At 63.0% G+C, this 18,140-nt stretch carries 14 protein-coding genes and 1 pseudogene; 4 read left to right on the top strand and 11 right to left on the bottom strand.

All coding sequences use genetic code 11. The features are described 5' to 3' along the window. Positions 1-3 precede the first annotated feature (3 nt). The 7 genes from QZX93_RS10325 to QZX93_RS10295 all read right to left on the bottom strand — a co-directional run bounded on the left by QZX93_RS10325 (position 4) and on the right by QZX93_RS10295 (position 11,012). Positions 4-2,112, bottom strand: a complete 2,109-nt coding sequence (locus QZX93_RS10325; RefSeq protein WP_295392236.1) for a site-specific DNA-methyltransferase — start codon at positions 2,110-2,112, stop codon at positions 4-6. Positions 2,113-2,173: 61 nt separating this feature from the next. After that, positions 2,174-4,039, bottom strand: coding sequence for an ATP-binding protein (locus tag QZX93_RS10320; RefSeq protein ID WP_295392234.1), 1,866 nt, complete (start codon positions 4,037-4,039; stop codon positions 2,174-2,176). A 120-nt stretch (positions 4,040-4,159) separates the two neighbouring features. Further along, positions 4,160-5,950 carry a DUF262 domain-containing protein gene (locus tag QZX93_RS10315; RefSeq protein ID WP_295392233.1) on the bottom strand — a complete coding sequence of 597 codons (1,791 nt, stop codon included), beginning with the start codon at positions 5,948-5,950 and terminating at the stop codon, positions 4,160-4,162. Between the two features lie 124 nt (positions 5,951-6,074). After that, positions 6,075-6,761: a 3'-5' exonuclease gene (locus tag QZX93_RS10310; protein ID WP_295392231.1), complete on the bottom strand. Its 687-nt coding sequence runs from the start codon at positions 6,759-6,761 to the stop codon at positions 6,075-6,077. A gap of 4 nt (positions 6,762-6,765) precedes the next feature. Beyond that, positions 6,766-8,631: a DUF294 nucleotidyltransferase-like domain-containing protein gene (locus tag QZX93_RS10305; RefSeq protein ID WP_295392230.1), complete on the bottom strand. Its 1,866-nt coding sequence runs from the start codon at positions 8,629-8,631 to the stop codon at positions 6,766-6,768. Between the two features lie 366 nt (positions 8,632-8,997). Beyond that, positions 8,998-10,707 carry a cation acetate symporter gene (locus tag QZX93_RS10300; RefSeq protein ID WP_295392229.1) on the bottom strand — a complete coding sequence of 570 codons (1,710 nt, stop codon included), beginning with the start codon at positions 10,705-10,707 and terminating at the stop codon, positions 8,998-9,000. Further along, complete coding sequence (locus tag QZX93_RS10295; protein WP_295392227.1) at positions 10,704-11,012, bottom strand: DUF485 domain-containing protein; 309 nt, start codon at positions 11,010-11,012, stop codon at positions 10,704-10,706. The genes QZX93_RS10300 and QZX93_RS10295 overlap by 4 nt, the downstream gene beginning before the upstream one ends. 446 nt (positions 11,013-11,458) lie before the next feature. Here QZX93_RS10295 and thrC point away from each other — a divergent pair, with 446 nt between their 5' ends. Next, positions 11,459-12,850 carry a threonine synthase gene (thrC, locus tag QZX93_RS10290; protein ID WP_295392225.1) on the top strand — a complete coding sequence of 464 codons (1,392 nt, stop codon included), beginning with the start codon at positions 11,459-11,461 and terminating at the stop codon, positions 12,848-12,850. Here thrC and QZX93_RS10285 read toward each other — a convergent pair. Beyond that, positions 12,847-13,095, bottom strand: coding sequence for a hypothetical protein (locus QZX93_RS10285; protein WP_295392223.1), 249 nt, complete (start codon positions 13,093-13,095; stop codon positions 12,847-12,849). The genes thrC and QZX93_RS10285 overlap by 4 nt on opposite strands. Before the next feature lie 171 nt (positions 13,096-13,266). On the opposite strand from QZX93_RS10285, the gene QZX93_RS10280 reads away from it, so the two are divergent. Genes QZX93_RS10280 through QZX93_RS10270 form a run of 3 tightly spaced genes read left to right on the top strand, consistent with a single transcriptional unit; the run spans position 13,267 to position 16,924 of the window. Next, positions 13,267-14,763, top strand: a complete 1,497-nt coding sequence (locus QZX93_RS10280; protein WP_295392221.1) for a DUF4139 domain-containing protein — start codon at positions 13,267-13,269, stop codon at positions 14,761-14,763. A 4-nt stretch (positions 14,764-14,767) separates the two neighbouring features. Then, positions 14,768-16,153 (top strand): nodulation protein NfeD, encoded by a 1,386-nt coding sequence (locus QZX93_RS10275; protein WP_295392220.1) that lies wholly within the window; start codon positions 14,768-14,770, stop codon positions 16,151-16,153. A gap of 12 nt (positions 16,154-16,165) precedes the next feature. Continuing rightward, on the top strand, positions 16,166-16,924 hold the full coding sequence (locus QZX93_RS10270; protein ID WP_295392218.1) for a slipin family protein: 759 nt from the start codon (positions 16,166-16,168) through the stop codon (positions 16,922-16,924). A 91-nt stretch (positions 16,925-17,015) separates the two neighbouring features. On the opposite strand, the gene QZX93_RS10265 is transcribed toward QZX93_RS10270, so the two are convergent. The 3 genes and pseudogenes from QZX93_RS10265 to QZX93_RS10255 all read right to left on the bottom strand — a co-directional run bounded on the left by QZX93_RS10265 (position 17,016) and on the right by QZX93_RS10255 (position 18,004). Further along, positions 17,016-17,279, bottom strand: a complete 264-nt coding sequence (locus QZX93_RS10265) for a C25 family cysteine peptidase (RefSeq protein WP_295392216.1) — start codon at positions 17,277-17,279, stop codon at positions 17,016-17,018. Positions 17,280-17,309: 30 nt separating this feature from the next. Further along, a pseudogene (locus tag QZX93_RS10260) lies at positions 17,310-17,735 on the bottom strand (IS1 family transposase); the annotation flags it as partial. Between the two features lie 8 nt (positions 17,736-17,743). Next, a complete protein-coding gene (locus QZX93_RS10255) occupies positions 17,744-18,004 on the bottom strand; it encodes a hypothetical protein (protein WP_295394587.1) in 261 nt (86 codons plus the stop codon). Positions 18,005-18,140 lie beyond the last annotated feature (136 nt).

Below are 18,140 nucleotides of genomic sequence, written 5' to 3'. Positions count from 1 at the left end.
TGGTCACAGGCTGCGCACGTTCTGAATGCCATGCTGTTCAAGGATGGCGCTGAGGTTGGTCTTGGCCACGTCGTCGGCGAAGGCGCTGTCGCGGAAGACGCAGGTCGTGTCCCCGGCCGGGGCCAGGGTCTGGTGCCACTCGACGATGGCCTGTGCCAGGGGTTCCACCTGGTCTTGCACGATCTTCTCGGCCAGGCACGCCATCAGCACGCCACCGCCGACGGAGTAGATACGCAAGGCCGTCTTATCCGCAGATGACGCAGATGTTCGCAGATGATAAGGCATTAATTCCGTGTCTTTATCTGCGTTAATCTGCGTCATCTGCGGATCAATGGTCTTGGTTTCGATCGGCACGCACAGGTCAAGCCCCAGTTTGAGCAACAACTCGTACAGAATATCGGATTCGGTGCGACCCTCGACCAAGTGGTCCAGGTGCGACAATAGGTCGGCTTCCAGATCTGTGGGATTTGGGTTCCAGGCGCGGATGTTGGATGTGTCGAGTTTAAACACGCGGAAACCGGTGCCGCCCGCGAACAACGGAGATTCGGCCTTGACCTTAGCGGCGGCTCGGCGTAAACGCTCCTTAGTAATCTCTGAGATATTGCGTGGCTTCTCTATCTCGTCACAAAATTCGCAGGCCGCCCGCTGATTCTTGTTTTCTGATGCTAGTGGTTCCGGAAATTGGATGAGGATGAAACGCCGGGCGGCCGTAGCTTCTGTATTCGCCAGCATAATGCCATGGCCGGTGGTGCCTGAGCCCGCGAAGAAGTCCAGTATTAAATCACCGGGTTCCGTGAGATACGTTGCCAACCGATGGAGGTCACGGTAGCTTTTTGCGTTTTGGAAGACAGGCTTTCCATCGAATAGCGCGACAAACTCTTGGGTCGCTTTCTGGGCATAGCTAAAAATCACGCTCCGCAGGACTTGCTCGTCCTTCTCGAACAGATTTCTTCTAATTGATGGGATTCGCTTTTCGTCTTGACCAAATATGATATTCCCGGCGTCGATCTCTTGTTTCATGCGGTCATAGGTGGGCCAAACCCAGCCCCGACTCGGGACCGCGCATGGCAAGCCGGTCACCGGGTGAAATACGTCGTAACGTGGCCCTCCCCCTCCCGGCCAGCTCGGATCTCCATCATCCCGGTAAGGTCCGCGTTCGTCAACCTTTGAGAAGCGCGCAAGCGGAAGGCGGGGGTCATCATCACTGAATCCCGCGTAGTGTTCCTTCAACCGCGTTGAGATTGCCTCCCATTCATCTCCATGTTTATGACGAAGCTCGGCAAAGAGGTCTCGCATTTCATCGACGCCGTCTTTTGGGGCACGCAGGCGAACGTCGAGTTCAGTCAAAAACTGCTTGTTCTTGGCATAAAGCACCATGTACTCATGGCCGACGGAAACAAGCTTGGCATCGTTCTTCCTGTTTCTATCAAAAACAAGCGTGGCGATAAAATTCTCTTCGCCACAAAGTTCATTCAGAACTGCTCTTAGGTGTCCGAACTCATGATCGTCGAGGCTGATCAAGAAGAACCCATCGCCCTTCAGCAGGTTCCAGGCCAGCTTAATTCGCGGATACATCATATTGAGCCAATCGGTATGAAATCGGCCGCTGGCTTCGGTATTACTGCTAATCTTGGCGCCGCCTGCGACCTGCGCAGTCAATTCCAGGTAATTGCGAATGTTGTCCCGGAAGTCGTCCGGGTACACAAAGTCATTGCCGGTATTGTACGGTGGGTCGATATAGATGAGCTTGACCTTGCCCGCATAGCTTTTCTGCAGGAGCTTGAGCACCTCCAGATTGTCGCCCTCGATCATCAGGTTCTGGGTGGTGTCCCAGTCCAGGCTTTCCTCGGGGCAGGGGCGCAGGGTGCCGGTGCTGGGGGTGAGTGCAAGCTGGCGGGCGCGGCGCTTGCCGTGCCAGTTGAGCCCGTATTTCTCCTCAGCATCCGTCACGGTCTGGTCACCCACCAATGACTTGAGTACGTCGACGTTGACCGCCACGCCGTTCGGTCCTTCGGTGAGCAGTTCCGGGAACAGGGCCTTGAGGCGCTCGATGTTCTCCGCCGGCAAGTCAGCGGAGTGAGATTCAGGGCTGTTCGCGTCGATGTGTTGCATCTGTTGGTTATCTCCAATACTCCAAGGCCGATTGGTTCGTGTCGCGCGTCCCGGCGGGTGGTTAGTCAATCGGGCCTGGTACGGTATAGCGTTGATCTGGATGGTTCTCCATCTCCGGGATGGTGTAGGCCAGCAGACCCTCGGCCACCATGGGGCTGAGGTAATCCCGCACGAGCGGCTTGTGCTCCTGACGGCCCAGGATGGCTGCCAGTTCCCGGGCGCTCAGGCCGCGCGACCGGCAGAGGTCCAGGATCAAGGCGCGTATAACCTCGCGCCGCGGTTTGGTCCCGGGAGCGGGGACGCGGGCCTGTAACGCCTCGGGGATAGTCACCAGGGGCTGGTGACTATTCTGGGTGGGGTGGTGACTATTTTGTTCTGGCTGGTGCCCATTATCCCCGGGCGGGCTGCTCTCGGGCGCTGCGGCGGCGGACAGGCTCGCCGCAAACGCCAAGCTTGACACATAGTAGGTCCGGCTACCGCCGCCCTTCATGTCCAGCAGACCCAGATCGCGCAGCCGGCGCAGGTGTACAGAGGCGCTGAGGGTGTCCGTGCGGTTGATCCCGCGATACGCCGCGTTGTCGATGGCCCCCAACTCCCGCACGAAGACCAGGGCGCGGGCCTCCTCGTCGCTCAGGACTTCGCGCGTCAAGCGGCCCAACCAGGCCAGATCGTCCGGACCCAGGAAGTGGTGAAACAGGAAGGTGGCGACAAATTGGTCGGGGCGGCGGGTCGACTCGAAGGTGGGGGGCAGCAGGCCGTTGGCCAGCATCAGCTCGCGCATGGCGCGGATGCCGCTGCCCTTGGTCTCGGCGATGTTGACCTCGTGCAACACGGCGGCGATTCGCGGGTTGCGGGTTTCGGAGCCGGGCTCGCCCAGCTGCTCTTCGGCCTTGATGGAGTGGCCGGGGTTACGGATTTCCAGCCGGTTGGCGTAGCGGATGATCTGGGTCGCGCCGTGGATGCGGTAGCTTCGATGCATCACGGCGTTGACGACCGCCTCGCGGATCACCCGCATGGGCAGCGTCGGTTCGTCCTCGCGCGCCAGCGCCCCCTCGGGCAAGGAAAAGGATTGCAGTAGTTCGTCCCGGACCGTGTTGGTGGCACGGCGAATGGCGGTGAACACCGGGGCACGGATCTCCAGAGTGTCGAAGCGGTGGTCGGGGTTCTCGACCCACTGCCGCCCCGGCACGCGGATGTAGTCGATGCGCATCATCGGGAAGCAGCGGCGCAAGGCCATGACGGTGCCGAACAGCAGGATGCCGGCCACCGTGGGCTTGAGCTGGCCTTGGTCGCGCTGCGCGCAGCCGAGTGCACGCAAGAGGTCCTCATCCGACCAGGCGAGCTCTTCCGCATCCGGGTTGATTTGGCGTCGCTGTTGTCGGTAGTCGTCCAGCGCAGCGGGGTCGATGTCGGAGAGGTCCACATCGTGCAGGATAGCCCCGTCATAGGTGTCGACCTGGTGGCCGGTGTAGAGGGCGATCAGGTCGTCCTCTGAGCCTTCCTGGTCCGTGGAACCGACGCGCCGGAAGGCCCCGCGCGGCAGGCCGAGACTGGTCAGGTAGATGGGTTTTTCGGTTGGCGCGGCCTCGGCTACATAGGCCACGATGACGGTTTTCCCCTCCAGCTGTTCCACTGACACGCGCGGCCTGACCGGACGGTTGAGCGTTGTCGCACACTGACTGGCCAGGTCGGACTGGAGCTTATCAGGATTGACGACGCCCTCGACTCGGTAGGCATTACCGAAGAGGTCTTGTTCGTCTCGCACCAGCCCCAGCAGCAGATAACCGCCGCCCAGGCCGGGTTCATTGGCGAAGGCGCAGACAGTTTCCAGCACCGAGCGGTCGATCTGGCTCGCGCGCTTGGCCTCAATGTGATGAGACTCGTCAACCGAGCACAGTTCCTGCAGCAGGTCCTCAGCTGTTCGCATTATGAGTCTCGTTTCTCACTGGCCGATCCTTTTCTTAAAGAGAGTGCACGGTGACTCGCCCGGCACTCCGCAGGCACGTCTATAGCCGCGATCAGCTCGACGGGGCTCATGCAACGCTTATCAGACGAGCGCGCCGCCGAAGGCATGCACTGTCTCTTCGCTGTCACGGCCCGAAACTTTCTTCCCGGTTGCGGCCTCGATCAGCCCTAACAGCCGCTTCGCCCGTTCCCTAACAAATGCGTCGAACTGGTCTCCACGCAGGTCCACCACAGGGATTGCGTGGGTCTCCAAAAAGCCATCGAGCGATGCTTGGTCGACCTGCCTATGCTTCTCGATGCGCACAAGATACTTGCTGGGGGCATCGCCGCTGATGAAGCGATTCGTACCGGCAGCGAGCGGTGCCTTGTTAATGACGCTGTTCCACTTTTCCCGGGGGAGCTTGTTGGCTTCGCACCACACGCGCGGAAAGATGTGGTGAATGTCGACCGCATTGTTAAAATAGGTATTGAGATCGATCGGCGTCCCACTAACAAAATCCTTACTGCCATGCTTCATTAGGAGGGCCGCCAAGCCCTTGTAGGCGGCTGCAAGCCTGGACTGCAAAGAAAGCAGACGGGTGGGCGCGAAGTTGGCATCCCGAATGGTGCGGGGCTCGTTGCCGCCCGCGACCCACTCAACAACCTCGGGCAAGTCCATCGCAAAGCGAGTCTCATTGGCGCCCCCGTAGAGTTCGCCAAACACGCCGCTCCAGTACCAGCGCAACAATTTCTGCTTCACTCCATGCTGGTCGATCTTGTTGCCAAGCAGAGCGCAGATTGCGGCGAGCGGAATCATTTGGGTGGCATAGGGCAAGCTCTTGTTATCGAAAATCTTCTCTTCTGCGAGCAGTTCAGCAGCCCGTCCAAAGCCTAGCTCCAGTTTGCCTTCGAGCTGTTGGAATATGGGGAGCTGAAGGCGTAACACATCGGCGCGCTTACAGGACACCGGCGACTTGGGATTGGCGGTAAGGTGCCGCTGATAACTGGCGAGCAAGGTTATCGCGGTGAGAAAGGTAGTTCCGTCCAGTGCCTCCAAGACATCGTACTTTGAGGAAAGACGCTGCCGTCTCACATCCCAATCCTCTCGGAGATTGAAATTGTTTGCGGCGAATGTCGCCGTCATCAGCTCAAACACTGTAAGTGTGACGCCACCCGTATTGACCTTCTCGAAAACCTGGCAAACGGCCTCCCGCGGGGTATCGGCTGTCAACTCGATGGCGGGGACTTTGAACTGCTGAAAGCGCAGCCAAACCTCTTGCTCGAAGCGCATCAGAAAAATGGCTGCCTGAGGATCGTTCACATGGTGGGCGGTGTAACCCATCCTCCAGTCCATGAACTTCTGGGTGTCAAACATTAGTGCCACGGGGAAAACCCGTTTTTCGTACTGCAGTGCGGGGGTGCTGATATCGAATTCCACTTTACGGCCGAAATCCGTTGTGACCTGCAGCGTCGCGGGGACCGAAATGACCGCTTCCTCACGATCCTCGTGTGGATCGAGGCACTTCTCCATGTCCAGAAAATAGACACGCTGAATTTCAAGTCCCTTATCGGTCTTGGTGTTAACCGGCTGACCGCTACGCAGGGCCAGGTACATCGACGTCAAACGTTGCTGGCCGTCTAGGACCAGCATTCTTGGTTTCGGCTGGGGTTCGAGTTTGACGCCGGCGAAGAGCCGGGGTTTGAAAGGTACCCCACCGGCCTCCAGAAACATCACGGCCCCAATTGGGTAGGACAGAGACAGACTCGCAATCAGCGAAGCGATATGGTTGTCATCCCAGACCCAGCTACGCTGGAAATCCGGTAACTGGGTATCGCCCCTGGCAATCGAATCCAATACGTCTTTCAGGGCAGGTTCGGCGGTTCTGAAGCTCATCGTAATCTAATCCTTAACAGTCAGTCTGTGGTAACACCACGAGGAAAGCCATCGCCTCGAAGTGGTCGGTACCGGAGAACGCCGCCTTGAGTGCATGAACTGTCGGTGGTCCTTGTTGTTGCGCTCACCACAGGAACCGCTTGAGCGGCAGCCAGTCCTGCGTTTCCCGATAGGCGGCCTGGGCAAGGAAGAGTTCGGCGGCGGCCAGCGCGTCGCTCAAGGCGTTGTGAGCGCCATAGCGCGGCAGGTTGTAGCGTTCGCCGAGCGAGTGCAGGCGCAGATCCGAGGCCTTGAAAGCGGTCTGTCGCCGCTCAAAAGTCCGGTGTGCCACCACCTGGGTGTCGACCACCCGCACCGGCAGCCCGGCGCGCCACAGGCGGCGACAGGCATTGCCCAGAAAACCGCATTCGATGGTGGCGTGGTGGGCAATCATGACCTTGCCCGCCAGCACGGGCAGCAGCTCCGCGAGTACGTCGGACAGTTCCAGGCCGCGGGCCGATTGGTCGTCGGTGATCTGGTGGATGACTGCACTCGCCTCCGGGATTCGCCGGTCGATCCGTATCACCCGGTGGCGAGCGCTCGCAAGGTCGATACGGTTGCCATGCACCACGACATAGCCAACGCTCAGGATCAGGTCCCGGGAGATGTCCAGCCCGGTGGTCTCCAGATCAATGGCCAGATAATCGGCCGCCCGCCAATCCTGGTCGGTGCGCGGCAGGCGGTGGCCGAGGTAATCCCGCAGCGGCCCCGGTAAGGCGCGACGCCGCTGTAAGCGGCGGCGCCAGTCGAGAAAGGAGGGTACTAAGAACACGCTGTTAGTTGAAGCGCCCGGTCTGGTAACGGTGTCCGAGCGACTCCTGCATGGTGTTGATCAGAACAAAGGCGTCCTTCAGGTGTCCGCGCTCCAGTGGCGAGAGCTCCTCCGGGGAGAGAAAGTTGTCCGCCTTCTCGCCGCGGCGCAATTGGTGGGCCTGGTGGCGCATGCGCAGGGTCCCGATGAATTGCGCCGCGTCGATCAGATTGGCCGCGCCATCCTTACTCAGTGCGTTGACCCCGGCCGCGGCCCGCAGACGCCCCAGGGTATTGGTCTCGGTGACGCCGCTCGAGAGGGCATAGACCCGGGCCAGGTCGATGATCGGCACCACCCCGCGGTGCTTGATATTGAAGGTATGGCCATGGTCGCCGCCCTGGATCAGCACGAAGTTGCGGAAGAACCCCAATGGCGGGCGATTCTTGATGGCATTCGCGGCCAGATAGGCGATGAAGAGCTGGTTGGCCTTGGACAAATTCAGCACCTGATCGTGGATCTCCTCAAACATCCCCTCCGGATCATAGACCGGGCGGAGGTCGAAAAAGACGCTGGAGAGCATCAGGGCCATGGGTTCCGGGCGCCGAATCCAGGTGTTGAAATACTTCTTCCAGATCCGCAGGGGCTGGCGCCACTCGGGATTGCGGGCCATCACCTCGCCCGGGCAATAGATATAGCCACAGGCGTTGAGTCCGTCGTTGACGATGGCGGCGAGCGCGGCAAAGTAGGCGTCGTCCTCCGGCTTCATATGGTCGGCGATCAGCAGCGCGTTGTCCTGATCCGAATAGGACGACTGCTCGCGCCGGGCCTGCGAGCCACCGACCATCCAGGCATAGGGGACCGGCGGGGTTCCCAGCTGCGCCTCGGCCATCTCCAGCAGGCGCCGAGTGATGGCGTCGGTCACGGCGCTGATGGCCTGACCGACCTGATCCGCGGTCGCGCCGCCATTGATCATGTGGACCTGTAATTCACCCACCTTGGCGCTGATCTGGATGAGCGCGTCCAGGTCTTTGGCCTTATGCACATCGCCGACCAGATAGACTGCATTGGAGCTTTGAAAACGGGTGAGATCCGTCGTCGAGAGGATACCCGCCACCGCGCTGCCTGACATCACCGGTAGGTGGTGTACGTTGAGCCGAGTCATGGTGAGCAGGGCCTCAAAACCCAGCGAGTCCACGGTCACCGTTTGCAACCGCTCGGTCATGATCTCACGCACCGGTCGGTCGGTCGGCAGCCCAGCGGCGATGCAGCGGTTACGGAGATCCCGGTCGGTGATCAAGCCGGCCAGGCGCTCATCCACCATGATCAGGAGCGAGGAGACCTGGTTCTCCGACATGATCTGCGCCGCCGCGCGGATGCTGGTCTCCGGGGTGGCGGTTACCAATGCGCGACCGACCAGGTTACCCACCCGCAAGGTCATCAGCCCGGCGCCGGTGGCCGGGGCATTGACCACCGCGTCGAGTGCGCGGCGCAGTCGGTGGGCGACCGATTGGTCGAAGTGTTCGGCGAAGGCGGCGTGCTGTTCGCGCAGACTCGTCAGGTCGGTGCAGGGAAGTAAATAGACGAGCGTGTCCTCCGCGGTGCTGCCCCGCATGAGCGGCCCGCCCTCGCCGGCCCGGCAGGACATATCGCAGAGGTCGCCCTCGGCCAGTTTGGAGACCAATTCGCCCTGGTCATCGCGCATCTCCACCGCGCCACGCCGCAGGATATACAGATAGGGCTGATCCACATCCACCGGCGGAAACACACTGCCACGGCGCAGATAGCGCACCGACAGCCGCTTGGGCAGGCGCTCGAGGGTCTGCGGCGGCAACTGATCGAAGGGTGGGTGACTGGCCAGGAATTCTTGGATTTCAATGAGTTCGACGTCCACGCGGTTTCCCCTGGGGTAACAATAGGGCGCTATGACCGAGAACGGAAATAGTGTCCGCAAATGAACGCGAATGAACGCAAATTAAGAATGCAGTGTGCCGGTGGTACCGCCGGCTCCCTGAGATTGCGTCGACACCGACACGCAACTCGTTCAGTCCTATTGCATTGACTGCGTTCTTGTAGGCGGCTTGCTGCTTGGCCATTTGCGTTTATTTGCGTTCATTTGCGGACAAAGATTCTTAGCTCTGAAAACGCCGAGGCCCGAGGTCGCTGGGCGATCTCGGGCCTCGGCGTTAGACCGGCGGTGCCACCGCCGCAATGCGGCAGTGGCACCGGGACTCACTGTCCCGGGTCGGCATCCCTGCGATCAATGGCCGGCGGCACCCTCGGCACCAATGCCGGTCTCGCAACGCACGCGCTGCGCCGCGAAGGCCGCCCGCTCACTGTTGGCCCGCTCGGAGCGGTCGAGCATCGAGAACAGCCAGATACCGATGAAGGCCACCGGGATCGAGATGATCGCCGGGTTGTCCAACGTGATCAGGCCCACCGACTTGCCGTCGGCACCCAAATGGCCCAGGGTATCGCCCCACACCGCCTTGGTCATGATGGTCAGGGTCACCGCGGTGATGAGCCCGGCGAAACCGCCAATGAAGGCACCCCAGGTGGTCATGCCGCGCCAGAAGATGGAGGCCACCAGCACCGGGAAGTTGGCGCTGGCCGCAATGGCGAAGGCCAAGCCCACCATGAAGGCGACGTTCTGCTTCTCAAACGCGATCCCCAGCCCGATGGCCACCAGCCCCAGCACGAAGGTGGCGATCTTGCCCACCCGCAGTTCAGTGGTCTCGTTCACGCGGCCGCGGGCGATGGCGCTGGCATAGAGGTCATGGCTGATCGCCGAGGCGCCGGCCAGGGTCAGGCCCGAGACCACCGCGAGGATAGTGGCGAAGGCCACGGCCGAGATGAAGCCGAGGAACATGTCGCCGCCCACCGCCTGTGCCAACTTGATAGCAACCATATTGGTGCCGCCGATCAGACCCTTGGGGTCCTTGACCATACCATCGACCAGGGCGCCTTCCTTGAAGAACTCCGGGTGCTGGGCGAGCAGGGTGATGGCGGCGAAGCCGATGATGAAGGTCAGGATATAGAAATAGCCGATGAAGCCGGTGGCGAAAAAGACCGACTTGCGCGCCTCCTTGGCATTCGGCACGGTGAAGAAACGCATCAGGATGTGCGGCAGACCGGCAGTACCGAACATCAGCGCCAGACCCAAGGAGATCGCGTTGATCGGGTCCTTGATCAGGGTGCCGGGGCCCATGATGGCGAGACCCTTGACATTGTGCGTGGTCGCCTGACGGAACATCTCCTCGGGGGAGAAGCCGAAATGGGCCAGCGCCATGAAGGCCATGAAGGTGGCGCCGCAGAGCAACAGGCCGGCCTTGATGATCTGCACCCAGGTGGTCGCAGTCATGCCGCCGAAGATCACATAGATCATCATCAGGGCGCCGACGATCACCACCGCCATCCAATATTCCAGACCGAACAGGAGCTGGATCAGCTTGCCGGCACCGACCATCTGCGCGATGAGATAGAAGGCCACGACCACCAGTGAGGAGACCGCCGCCATGGAGCGGATCGGCACCTGACTGAAGCGGTAGGAGGCGACGTCGGCGAAGGTGAACTTGCCGAGGTTGCGGATCTGCTCGGCGATCAGGAACATGATCACCGGCCAGCCGACCAGCCAGCCGATGGAATAGATCAGACCGTCATAACCGGACAAGAACACCAGGCCGGAGATACCCAGGAAGGAGGCCGCCGACATGTAGTCGCCGGCGATGGCCAGACCGTTCTGGAAACCCGTGATACCGCCGCCGGCGGTGTAGAAATCGCTCGCCGTGCGGGTGCGCAAGGAGGCCCAGTAGGTGATGCCGAGCGTCATCGCGACGAAGATCACGAACATGATCACCGCGGTCATATTGAGCGGTTGCTTGGTCACGCTCCCGGTCAGGGCGTCGGCCGAGGCGATGGCAAAGGGGACCAGCAGGGCGAGCAGGATGGCCCAGGGGGACAGACGCTTCATTGCAGGTTCTCCCGAATGCGCTGGGTCAGGTCGTCGAACTCACCGTTGGCGCGGTAAACATAAATGCCGGTGAGGAGGAAGGCGGAGATGATGACCGCCAGGCCGACCGGGATGCCGACGGTGGTGATTGAGCCGTGGTACAAGGGGATCGCCAGCCACTCCTTCTTGTAGGCAATGACCAGCACGAAGCCGTAATAGATGACCATCATCAGGAAGGTCAATATCCAGCCAAAGCGTTTGCGTTTGGATACGAGTTCCGCATAAAGCGGATGGCTCGTAATGGCGTCGAGCGAGTCAGTTGTCATAGACGTACCTTTGTGGTGTGGGAAAAAGGTTGTTGGCTTGCCGGCGGTCCCGCCGGTGGAGTCCTCCTCATCCGTTGGGTAGCATATCAGTCCTTGCGCAAGCCCGGTGTCGCACGCCGGCCACGTCCGCCCCCGCGCGCTCGCGACTGATGGCGAGACGCAGGGGCGCTAGTCGCACCGGCGGTGTCGGTGCAAGCGGCTCCACGGGCGGCGTCGAGGCAGTCCGATTGTGTTGCCCCGCTGCAAGTTGTGTCAACGCTCTTGGCAAACTTTTTCGCTGCTGCCGACCGGCCAACGCCGTGCGGGGCCGGGGGATGCACCGGTTGTCCCTGCCGTTGCGTGTGGGTAAGTGGGTTTTGCCAAGCCCCGGCGCTCCTTTTACACTGGCGGATTCGTCCGTCCCCCTTCCATCGCCCGTTTAGACGCTGTCGCCGGAATTTTTCAATATGAACTATGTAAGTACCCGCGGCCGCGTCGACCCCGTCGGTTTCGCCCAAGCCGTGCTGATGGGGCTCGCCACCGACGGCGGTCTACTGGTGCCCGCCAGCATCCCAAGGGTCGACCCGGCGACACTGCGTGCCTGGTCGGCCTTGAATTTTAAGGACTTGGCGCTGGAGGTCATCGGCCCCTTCGTAGACGGCGAGATCCCGCGCGACGACCTGCGGGCGCTGATCGAGCGCTCCTATGCCGGCTTTACCCACCCGGAGGTGACACCGGTGATCGACAGCGGCGGGCTCAAGGTCTTGGAGCTCTTCCACGGACCGACCGCCGCCTTCAAGGACGTGGCCCTACAGTTCCTGGGGAACCTGTTCGAGTATCTGCTCGCGCGCGACGGCGGACACCTCAACATCGTCGGCGCCACCTCGGGCGATACCGGCTCTGCCGCCATCTACGGGGTGCGGGGCAAGGCGCGGATCAACATTTTCATCCTCCACCCCAAGGGCCGCGTCTCGCCGATCCAGGAGCGGCAGATGACCACGGTGCTGGACGCCAACGTACACAACATCGCCATCCGCGGCACCTTCGACGACGGCCAGCGCATCGTCAAGGACCTGTTCAACGACCTGCCATTCAAGTCCGGGTACCAACTGGGCGCGGTCAACTCGATCAACTGGGCGCGCATCCTGGCCCAGACCGTTTACTACTTCTATGCCTGGGGCCGGGTGAGCGGCGGCGACCCCGACCGGCGCGTCCGCTTTGCGGTGCCCACCGGCAACTTCGGCGATGTCTTCGCCGGCTATCTCGCCCGGCGCATGGGTCTGCCGATCGACCGTCCGATCATCGCGACCAACCGCAACGACATCATCAGCCGCTTCGTCCACACCGGGGTCTATGAGGCCGGCGCGGTCTATCAGACACTTAGCCCGGCCATGGACATCCAGCTCGCCTCCAACTTCGAGCGCTATCTGTATTTTCTGCACGACGGCGACGCCGCAGCGGTGCGCGGCCTGCTCGATGACTTGCAGCGCACTGGGCGCCTGGCGGTCGACGGGGCGCGCTTGGCGCAGGTGCGTGAGGATTTTTCAGCCGTCGCCGTCTCCGACCCGCAGACCCTGGAGCAGATCCGCCACACCTTCGAGGCCAGCGGCTACATCCTCTGCCCCCACACCGCCACCGGTGTGTGGGCCGCCCGCGAGCGGCCGGATGCCATCTGTCTGGCCACGGCCCATCCGGCCAAGTTCAACGAGGCGGTCCAGGCCGCCATCGGCCGCACCGCGGCGGCCCCGCCATCCTTACAGGGTTTGTTGGAACGGGAGGCACGCTGTGTCGAGCTGGACGCCACCACCGCGGCGGTGCGCGATCACGTTCGTTCGACCCTTGATGTAGCTGTGGTTTAACCCTGCATAAACAGCGGCACATAGGCGTGTAGGCGCCGCCCCTGGTAGATCGCACCATTGATCCGCCAAGCGATCTGGTCCGCCGCGGTCCGTTCCAGGCCCGCGGAATCGATGATCGCGGTGACCTTGCTCGGGTCGCCCTCATGGTTCAGGGTGATCTGCGCATTGGTCCCCAGCGCTCGCATACGGGCCTGGATGCCCTCGGCGGTGATCTCCGGCGGTAGGTTGGCGATGACGATGTGCATGAACAGTCTCTGAACAGCATAGTGAGTATAGAGCGGCCCCCAGTATGCAAGTCCGCGGCCGCCGACTGCAAGCGCCAAATATCAGTCGTTCATTCGAGCCTGGTGTGGATTCTCCCCAGATCGGCCACCACTGTGGAACCCTAGACACTGACACCCATGCCAGGAGCCTCCATGCCGCACGCCAAACCGTCCCGACCCGTCTACACCCCGGCAGGGTCCGCGGGCCTGCGCCCGCTCGCCGCCCTGCTCGGTCTGCTCATCGCCCACCCGGGAGCCGCCATGGACACCCCCAATACTGCCGCCAGCGTTGCCGAACAGCGCATCGACGACTCGGCCCAGCGCGCCCTGGCCGTCACCATCTACAACGACGACCTGGCCCTGGTGAAGGACCTGCGCGCACTCACCCTCGCCCAGGGCGAGAATCGGCTGGCCTGGCGCAATGTCTCCGGCAAGATCCGCCCCGAGACCGCGCTGCTGTCGGAGACCTCCGGGAAGCTCCCGATCAGCCTCTTGGAGCAGAACTTCGACTTCGACCTGCTCACCCCCGATAGCCTGCTCAAGAAATATGTGGGCCGTAAGGTCCAGGTCATCCGCACCAACGACGCCGGGACGCGCACCGCCGAAGACGCCACGGTGCTCGCCACCAACGACGGCGTGGTCCTGCGCTATGCCGACCGCATCGAGACCGGCGTGGCCGGGCACCTCGCCTTCCCCGACCTGCCGGCGGACCTGCGCGACCAGCCCACCCTGGTCTTGCACCTGGATTCGCCGGCGGCGGGCGGCGGCACCTTCGAGCTGTCCTATCTCACCGGCGGGCTGGGCTGGAAGGCGGACTATGTGGCCGATGCCTCCGCCGACGGCAAGACCATGGATCTGAGCGGCTGGGTCACACTCACCAACGCCAGCGGCGTCGCCTACCGGCAGGCGCAGGTGCAGTTGGTGGCGGGCGAGGTCAATCAGGTCCGTCCGGCCCCGCCGCCGCCCATGATGATGCGGACCATGGCGATGCCCGCGGCCGCCCCCATGCCGCAAGAGGAGTCGCTGGACCAATACCACCTCTATACCCTGCCGCGCCCCACCGACATCGGCAACAACCAGACCAAACAGGTGGCCCTGCTGTCCGCCCCGCGGGTGCCGATTACGCGTGAACTGGTGGTACGCGGCCAGCCCTATTCCTACCAGTCCCAGTCATCCGATGGCTGGAACAAGCTCGCGGTGGCCTCCACCCTCAACTTCATCAATAAGGGCGGGAGCCTGGGTATCCCCCTGCCCAAGGGTGTGGTGCGCGTCTATTCCAAGGACAGCCGGGGCAATGCCCAATTCATCGGCGAGGACCGTATCGATCACACCCCCAAGAATGAGACAGTCACCTTGAAGCTCGGCGAGAGCTTCGATGTGACCGCCCGGCGCAAGCAAACCGAGTTCAATAAACTCTCCGGCAGCGGCCGCTATGACTATGCCTACGAGGCCGCCTTCGCCATGGAGTTGAAGAACGCGCGGCCGGAGCCGGTCACGGTCAAGGTGCTGGAGGAGATCCCAGGGGATTGGAAGATGACCCAGGAGAGTCAGCCGCACACCAAAGAGGCGTCCAACCTCGCCTCCTGGCAGGTCCAGGTCCCGGCCGAGGGAGCCGTCACCCTCACCTGGCGGACGCAGGTAAGGCACTGATCTGATGAAGCTCGCATCGAAGCGCCCCTGGCTGCCGGCACTGGCCGCCATCCTGCTGGCCATCCTGGCGCCCCCCGCCGCCGCCCGCGAGGCCCCGCTGGTGGACCTGGAGGGCGCCATCGGGCCGGCCGCCGCCGTCTTTGTTGCGGACGCGCTGACGGCGGCGCAGCGCCAGGACGCGCCGCTGCTGGTCCTGCGCATCGACACCCCGGGCGGGCTCGACAGCGCGATGCGCGCCATCGTCAAGTCGATCGTCGCCTCCACGGTGCCGGTAATCGGCTATGTGGCCCCCGGCGGGGCGCGGGCGGCGAGCGCGGGCACCTATATCCTCTATGCCTGCCAGGTCGCGGCCATGGCGCCGGGCACCAATCTGGGCGCGGCCACCCCGGTGCAGATCGGCGGTCTGACTGGGGCGGCGCCCTCCCCCGCGCCCGCCGCCGTTGACGGCAAGCCGACGCCTGAACCGAACGGCGACGCCATGACCCACAAGCGGGTCAATGACGCCACCGCCTACCTGCGGAGCCTGGCCGAGTTGCGCGGGCGCAATGCCGACTGGGCCGAACGGGCGGTGCGCGAGGGTGCGAGCCTGTCGGCCGAGGCGGCGCTCAAGCTCCAGGCGATCGACCTGATCGCCCCGGATGTGGGCGACCTGCTGACCCAGGCGAACGGTCGGCGGGTCGTGACCGCCGCCGGGCCACGGGTGCTCGACACCGCCGGGATCACCCTGATCGAGCGCCACCCGGGCTGGCCCGATCGCTTCCTGGCCGTCGTCAGCAACCCCAACATCGCCTACATCCTGCTGCTGATCGGCTTTTATGGGCTGGTCTACGAGATCGCCAACCCCGGCACCGTGCTCCCCGGCACGGTGGGGGCGATCTGTCTGCTGCTGGCACTCTATGCCTTCCAACTGCTGCCGGTGAGTTGGGCCGGGCTGGCCCTGATCGGGCTCGGGTTGGGGTTGATGATCGCTGAGGCCTTCGTGCCGAGCTTCGGCGCGCTCGGTGTGGGCGGCATGACCGCCTTCGTCATCGGCTCATTGATCCTGATCGACACCGACGCCCCGGGTTATGCGATCTCAATCCCGCTGATTATCGGTTTCGCGGTGGCCAGCGCGGTCCTGCTGGTGCTGGTGGTGGGGATGGCGATCAAGGCCCAGCGCCGCCCGGTGGTGACCGGCGGCGAGCAATTGATCGGCGCCCCGGGCACCGCCGTCTCCGGCTTCCCGGGGGCGGGCAGCGTCCATCTGCACGGCGAGATTTGGAGTGCCTACAGCCCCCAGGCCATCCCCCCCGGCGCGGCCATCCGGGTTCTGGCCCGCGAGGGCCTGATCCTAGCGGTAGAACCCCTGACCGAGCAGCACCCGTCATCCCAACCCCAATCAAACGACTAAGGAGTGCCAATCATGCCGCTGAGTGCCTTTTTTGTTGCGTTGATCCTCATCGCCTTGCTGGCCCTCTCGATGGTCAAGATCCTGCGCGAATATGAGCGCGCGGTGGTCTTCACCCTGGGGCGCTTTACCGGGGTCAAGGGGCCGGGGATCATCCTGCTCATCCCCGGCTTTCAGAAGATGGTCAAGGTGGACCTGCGGGTAAAGGTCCTGGACGTGCCGCCCCAGGACGTGATCTCCCGCGACAATGTCTCGGTGAAGGTCAATGCGGTGATGTATTACCGGGTGATGGACCCGGAGCGCGCCGTCATTCAAGTCGAAGACTTCGAGATGGCGACCAGTCAGCTCGCCCAGACCACGCTGCGCTCGGTACTGGGCCAGCACGACCTCGATCAGATGCTGGCCGAGCGCGAGAAGCTCAACGCCGCCATTCGCAATATCCTCGATTCGCAGACCGACGCCTGGGGGATCAAGGTCGCCAATGTGGAGATCAAGCGGGTGGACCTGGACGAGTCGATGATCCGCGCCATCGCCCGCCAGGCCGAGGCGGAGCGCTCGCGCCGGGCCAAGGTGATCCACGCCGAGGGCGAGATGCAGGCGGCCGAGAAGCTGGCCGAGGCCGCCGCCATCCTGGCCCGGCAGCCCCAGGCGATTCAGTTGCGCTACCTGGAGACCCTCACCGCCATTGCCGGGGATAAGAGCTCGACCATTGTCTTCCCGCTGCCGCTGGACCTGGTGGAGCCGCTGCTGCGGCGCGCGGTGACAGGTGGGTGACGCTCGCGTTCGGCCATGCCCGCCAGCGACTTGGTGCCGGGCGGAAAACCGCGACCCATCAGGTGGCGATGGCCCATGACCGGATACCGGCTCAGTGCAGCCGGTTAAGGGTCGCCGGATCCCCCAGCAGGTTATAGACCGCGGCCGCTGGCGCGGGACCGTAGGACTGCGCGGCGTTGCCGAGCGCCGCCTGAATCGCATCGCCGAGGCGTTCGGCGCCTGACCCGAGGGCGGCGTCGAGGAAGGCGCCGTTCAGCGTTGCGGCGCTACTGTCGTAGGAATAGCCGCCGGAGGACCACACCGCCACGGCCCCGCCGTGGGGGTTGAGCAGCAGTGCCTCGCCGAGCGAGATCAACTGCGGGGGTAGTACTGCAATCTATATGCTTTAAGGCACTTGGTTAACGGGCCGTGCCGCATTGTAGTAGTGAATAAAGTACCAGATCGCGCCAATGTGATTTGCTAGTTTCTTCGAGAATGACAGCGCTTTTCTCACAAGCCTGGACGCGCGTTGCCTGATCGTGCAATTGAAGCGTTCAATATGATTAGTCTGCCCCGACTCTTTGCCCACAGCGTGGTGGCGATCTTGCGGAATTGCCGACTTATACGCACCCCAGAAATCGGTATAGCTCACGGCGCTTTCCTGATAAACTTCGGGCAGCGATGCCCAAAGGCCCTGGGCAGCCTCTGCGTCGCGGCGACCGATGTAGGCACCAACAATCTCGCGGGTCTCTCGGTCAATTGCAAGCCAAACCCATTGTTTGTCATACTTATTTCCAACAAACGACCACAGTTCGTCACATTCGATCACAATCAGATGCATCACCACCACCAGCTGGTGCAGCCACCGCACCCCCGCCGGGGTCGCCAGGCACGCCGCACCTCCGCCGGCAGCCCCGCCAACGGCACCGCCGCGCGCCAGCCGCGCAGCGTACTGCGTGCCACCCCCAGGCTCGCCGCCACCTGGTTCAGCGGTTGTCCCTGCACCCACTGGACCGCCGCAACCCCGAGCTTTTCTGCCCGCTCCAGACGTGCGCGGTGCTTCACCATGCACCACCGCACGCTGGCCCGCCACGGGTGCACGGCAAATCCGTTCTAGCCCGCCGTGGCTGGCCGTCCCCGCCGACGGCGGGAATTTTCGGTCATGCCCAGGTAGTCGAACACCAGGCGGACGTTGCGTGCCAGGCGCTGGATGGTGGCGGCGACGGTGTCGCGGGAT

Source organism: uncultured Thiodictyon sp. (assembly GCF_903946935.1).
Taxonomy (GTDB): domain Bacteria; phylum Pseudomonadota; class Gammaproteobacteria; order Chromatiales; family Chromatiaceae; genus Thiodictyon.
This window is presented reverse-complemented; position numbering and strand designations above follow the sequence as displayed.

What these genes read in the sequence shown, in the direction of transcription:
- QZX93_RS10325 (WP_295392236.1), bottom strand. Translation starts at nt 2,112, where the DNA reads ATGCAACACATCGACGCGAACAGCCCTGAATCTCACTCCGCTGACTTG.
- QZX93_RS10320 (WP_295392234.1), bottom strand. Translation starts at nt 4,039, where the DNA reads ATGCGAACAGCTGAGGACCTGCTGCAGGAACTGTGCTCGGTTGACGAG.
- QZX93_RS10315 (WP_295392233.1), bottom strand. Translation starts at nt 5,950, where the DNA reads ATGAGCTTCAGAACCGCCGAACCTGCCCTGAAAGACGTATTGGATTCG.
- QZX93_RS10300 (WP_295392229.1), bottom strand. Translation starts at nt 10,707, where the DNA reads ATGAAGCGTCTGTCCCCCTGGGCCATCCTGCTCGCCCTGCTGGTCCCC.
- QZX93_RS10295 (WP_295392227.1), bottom strand. Translation starts at nt 11,012, where the DNA reads ATGACAACTGACTCGCTCGACGCCATTACGAGCCATCCGCTTTATGCG.
- thrC (WP_295392225.1), top strand. Translation starts at nt 11,459, where the DNA reads ATGAACTATGTAAGTACCCGCGGCCGCGTCGACCCCGTCGGTTTCGCC.
- QZX93_RS10285 (WP_295392223.1), bottom strand. Translation starts at nt 13,095, where the DNA reads ATGCACATCGTCATCGCCAACCTACCGCCGGAGATCACCGCCGAGGGC.
- QZX93_RS10280 (WP_295392221.1), top strand. Translation starts at nt 13,267, where the DNA reads ATGCCGCACGCCAAACCGTCCCGACCCGTCTACACCCCGGCAGGGTCC.
- QZX93_RS10275 (WP_295392220.1), top strand. Translation starts at nt 14,768, where the DNA reads ATGAAGCTCGCATCGAAGCGCCCCTGGCTGCCGGCACTGGCCGCCATC.
- QZX93_RS10270 (WP_295392218.1), top strand. Translation starts at nt 16,166, where the DNA reads ATGCCGCTGAGTGCCTTTTTTGTTGCGTTGATCCTCATCGCCTTGCTG.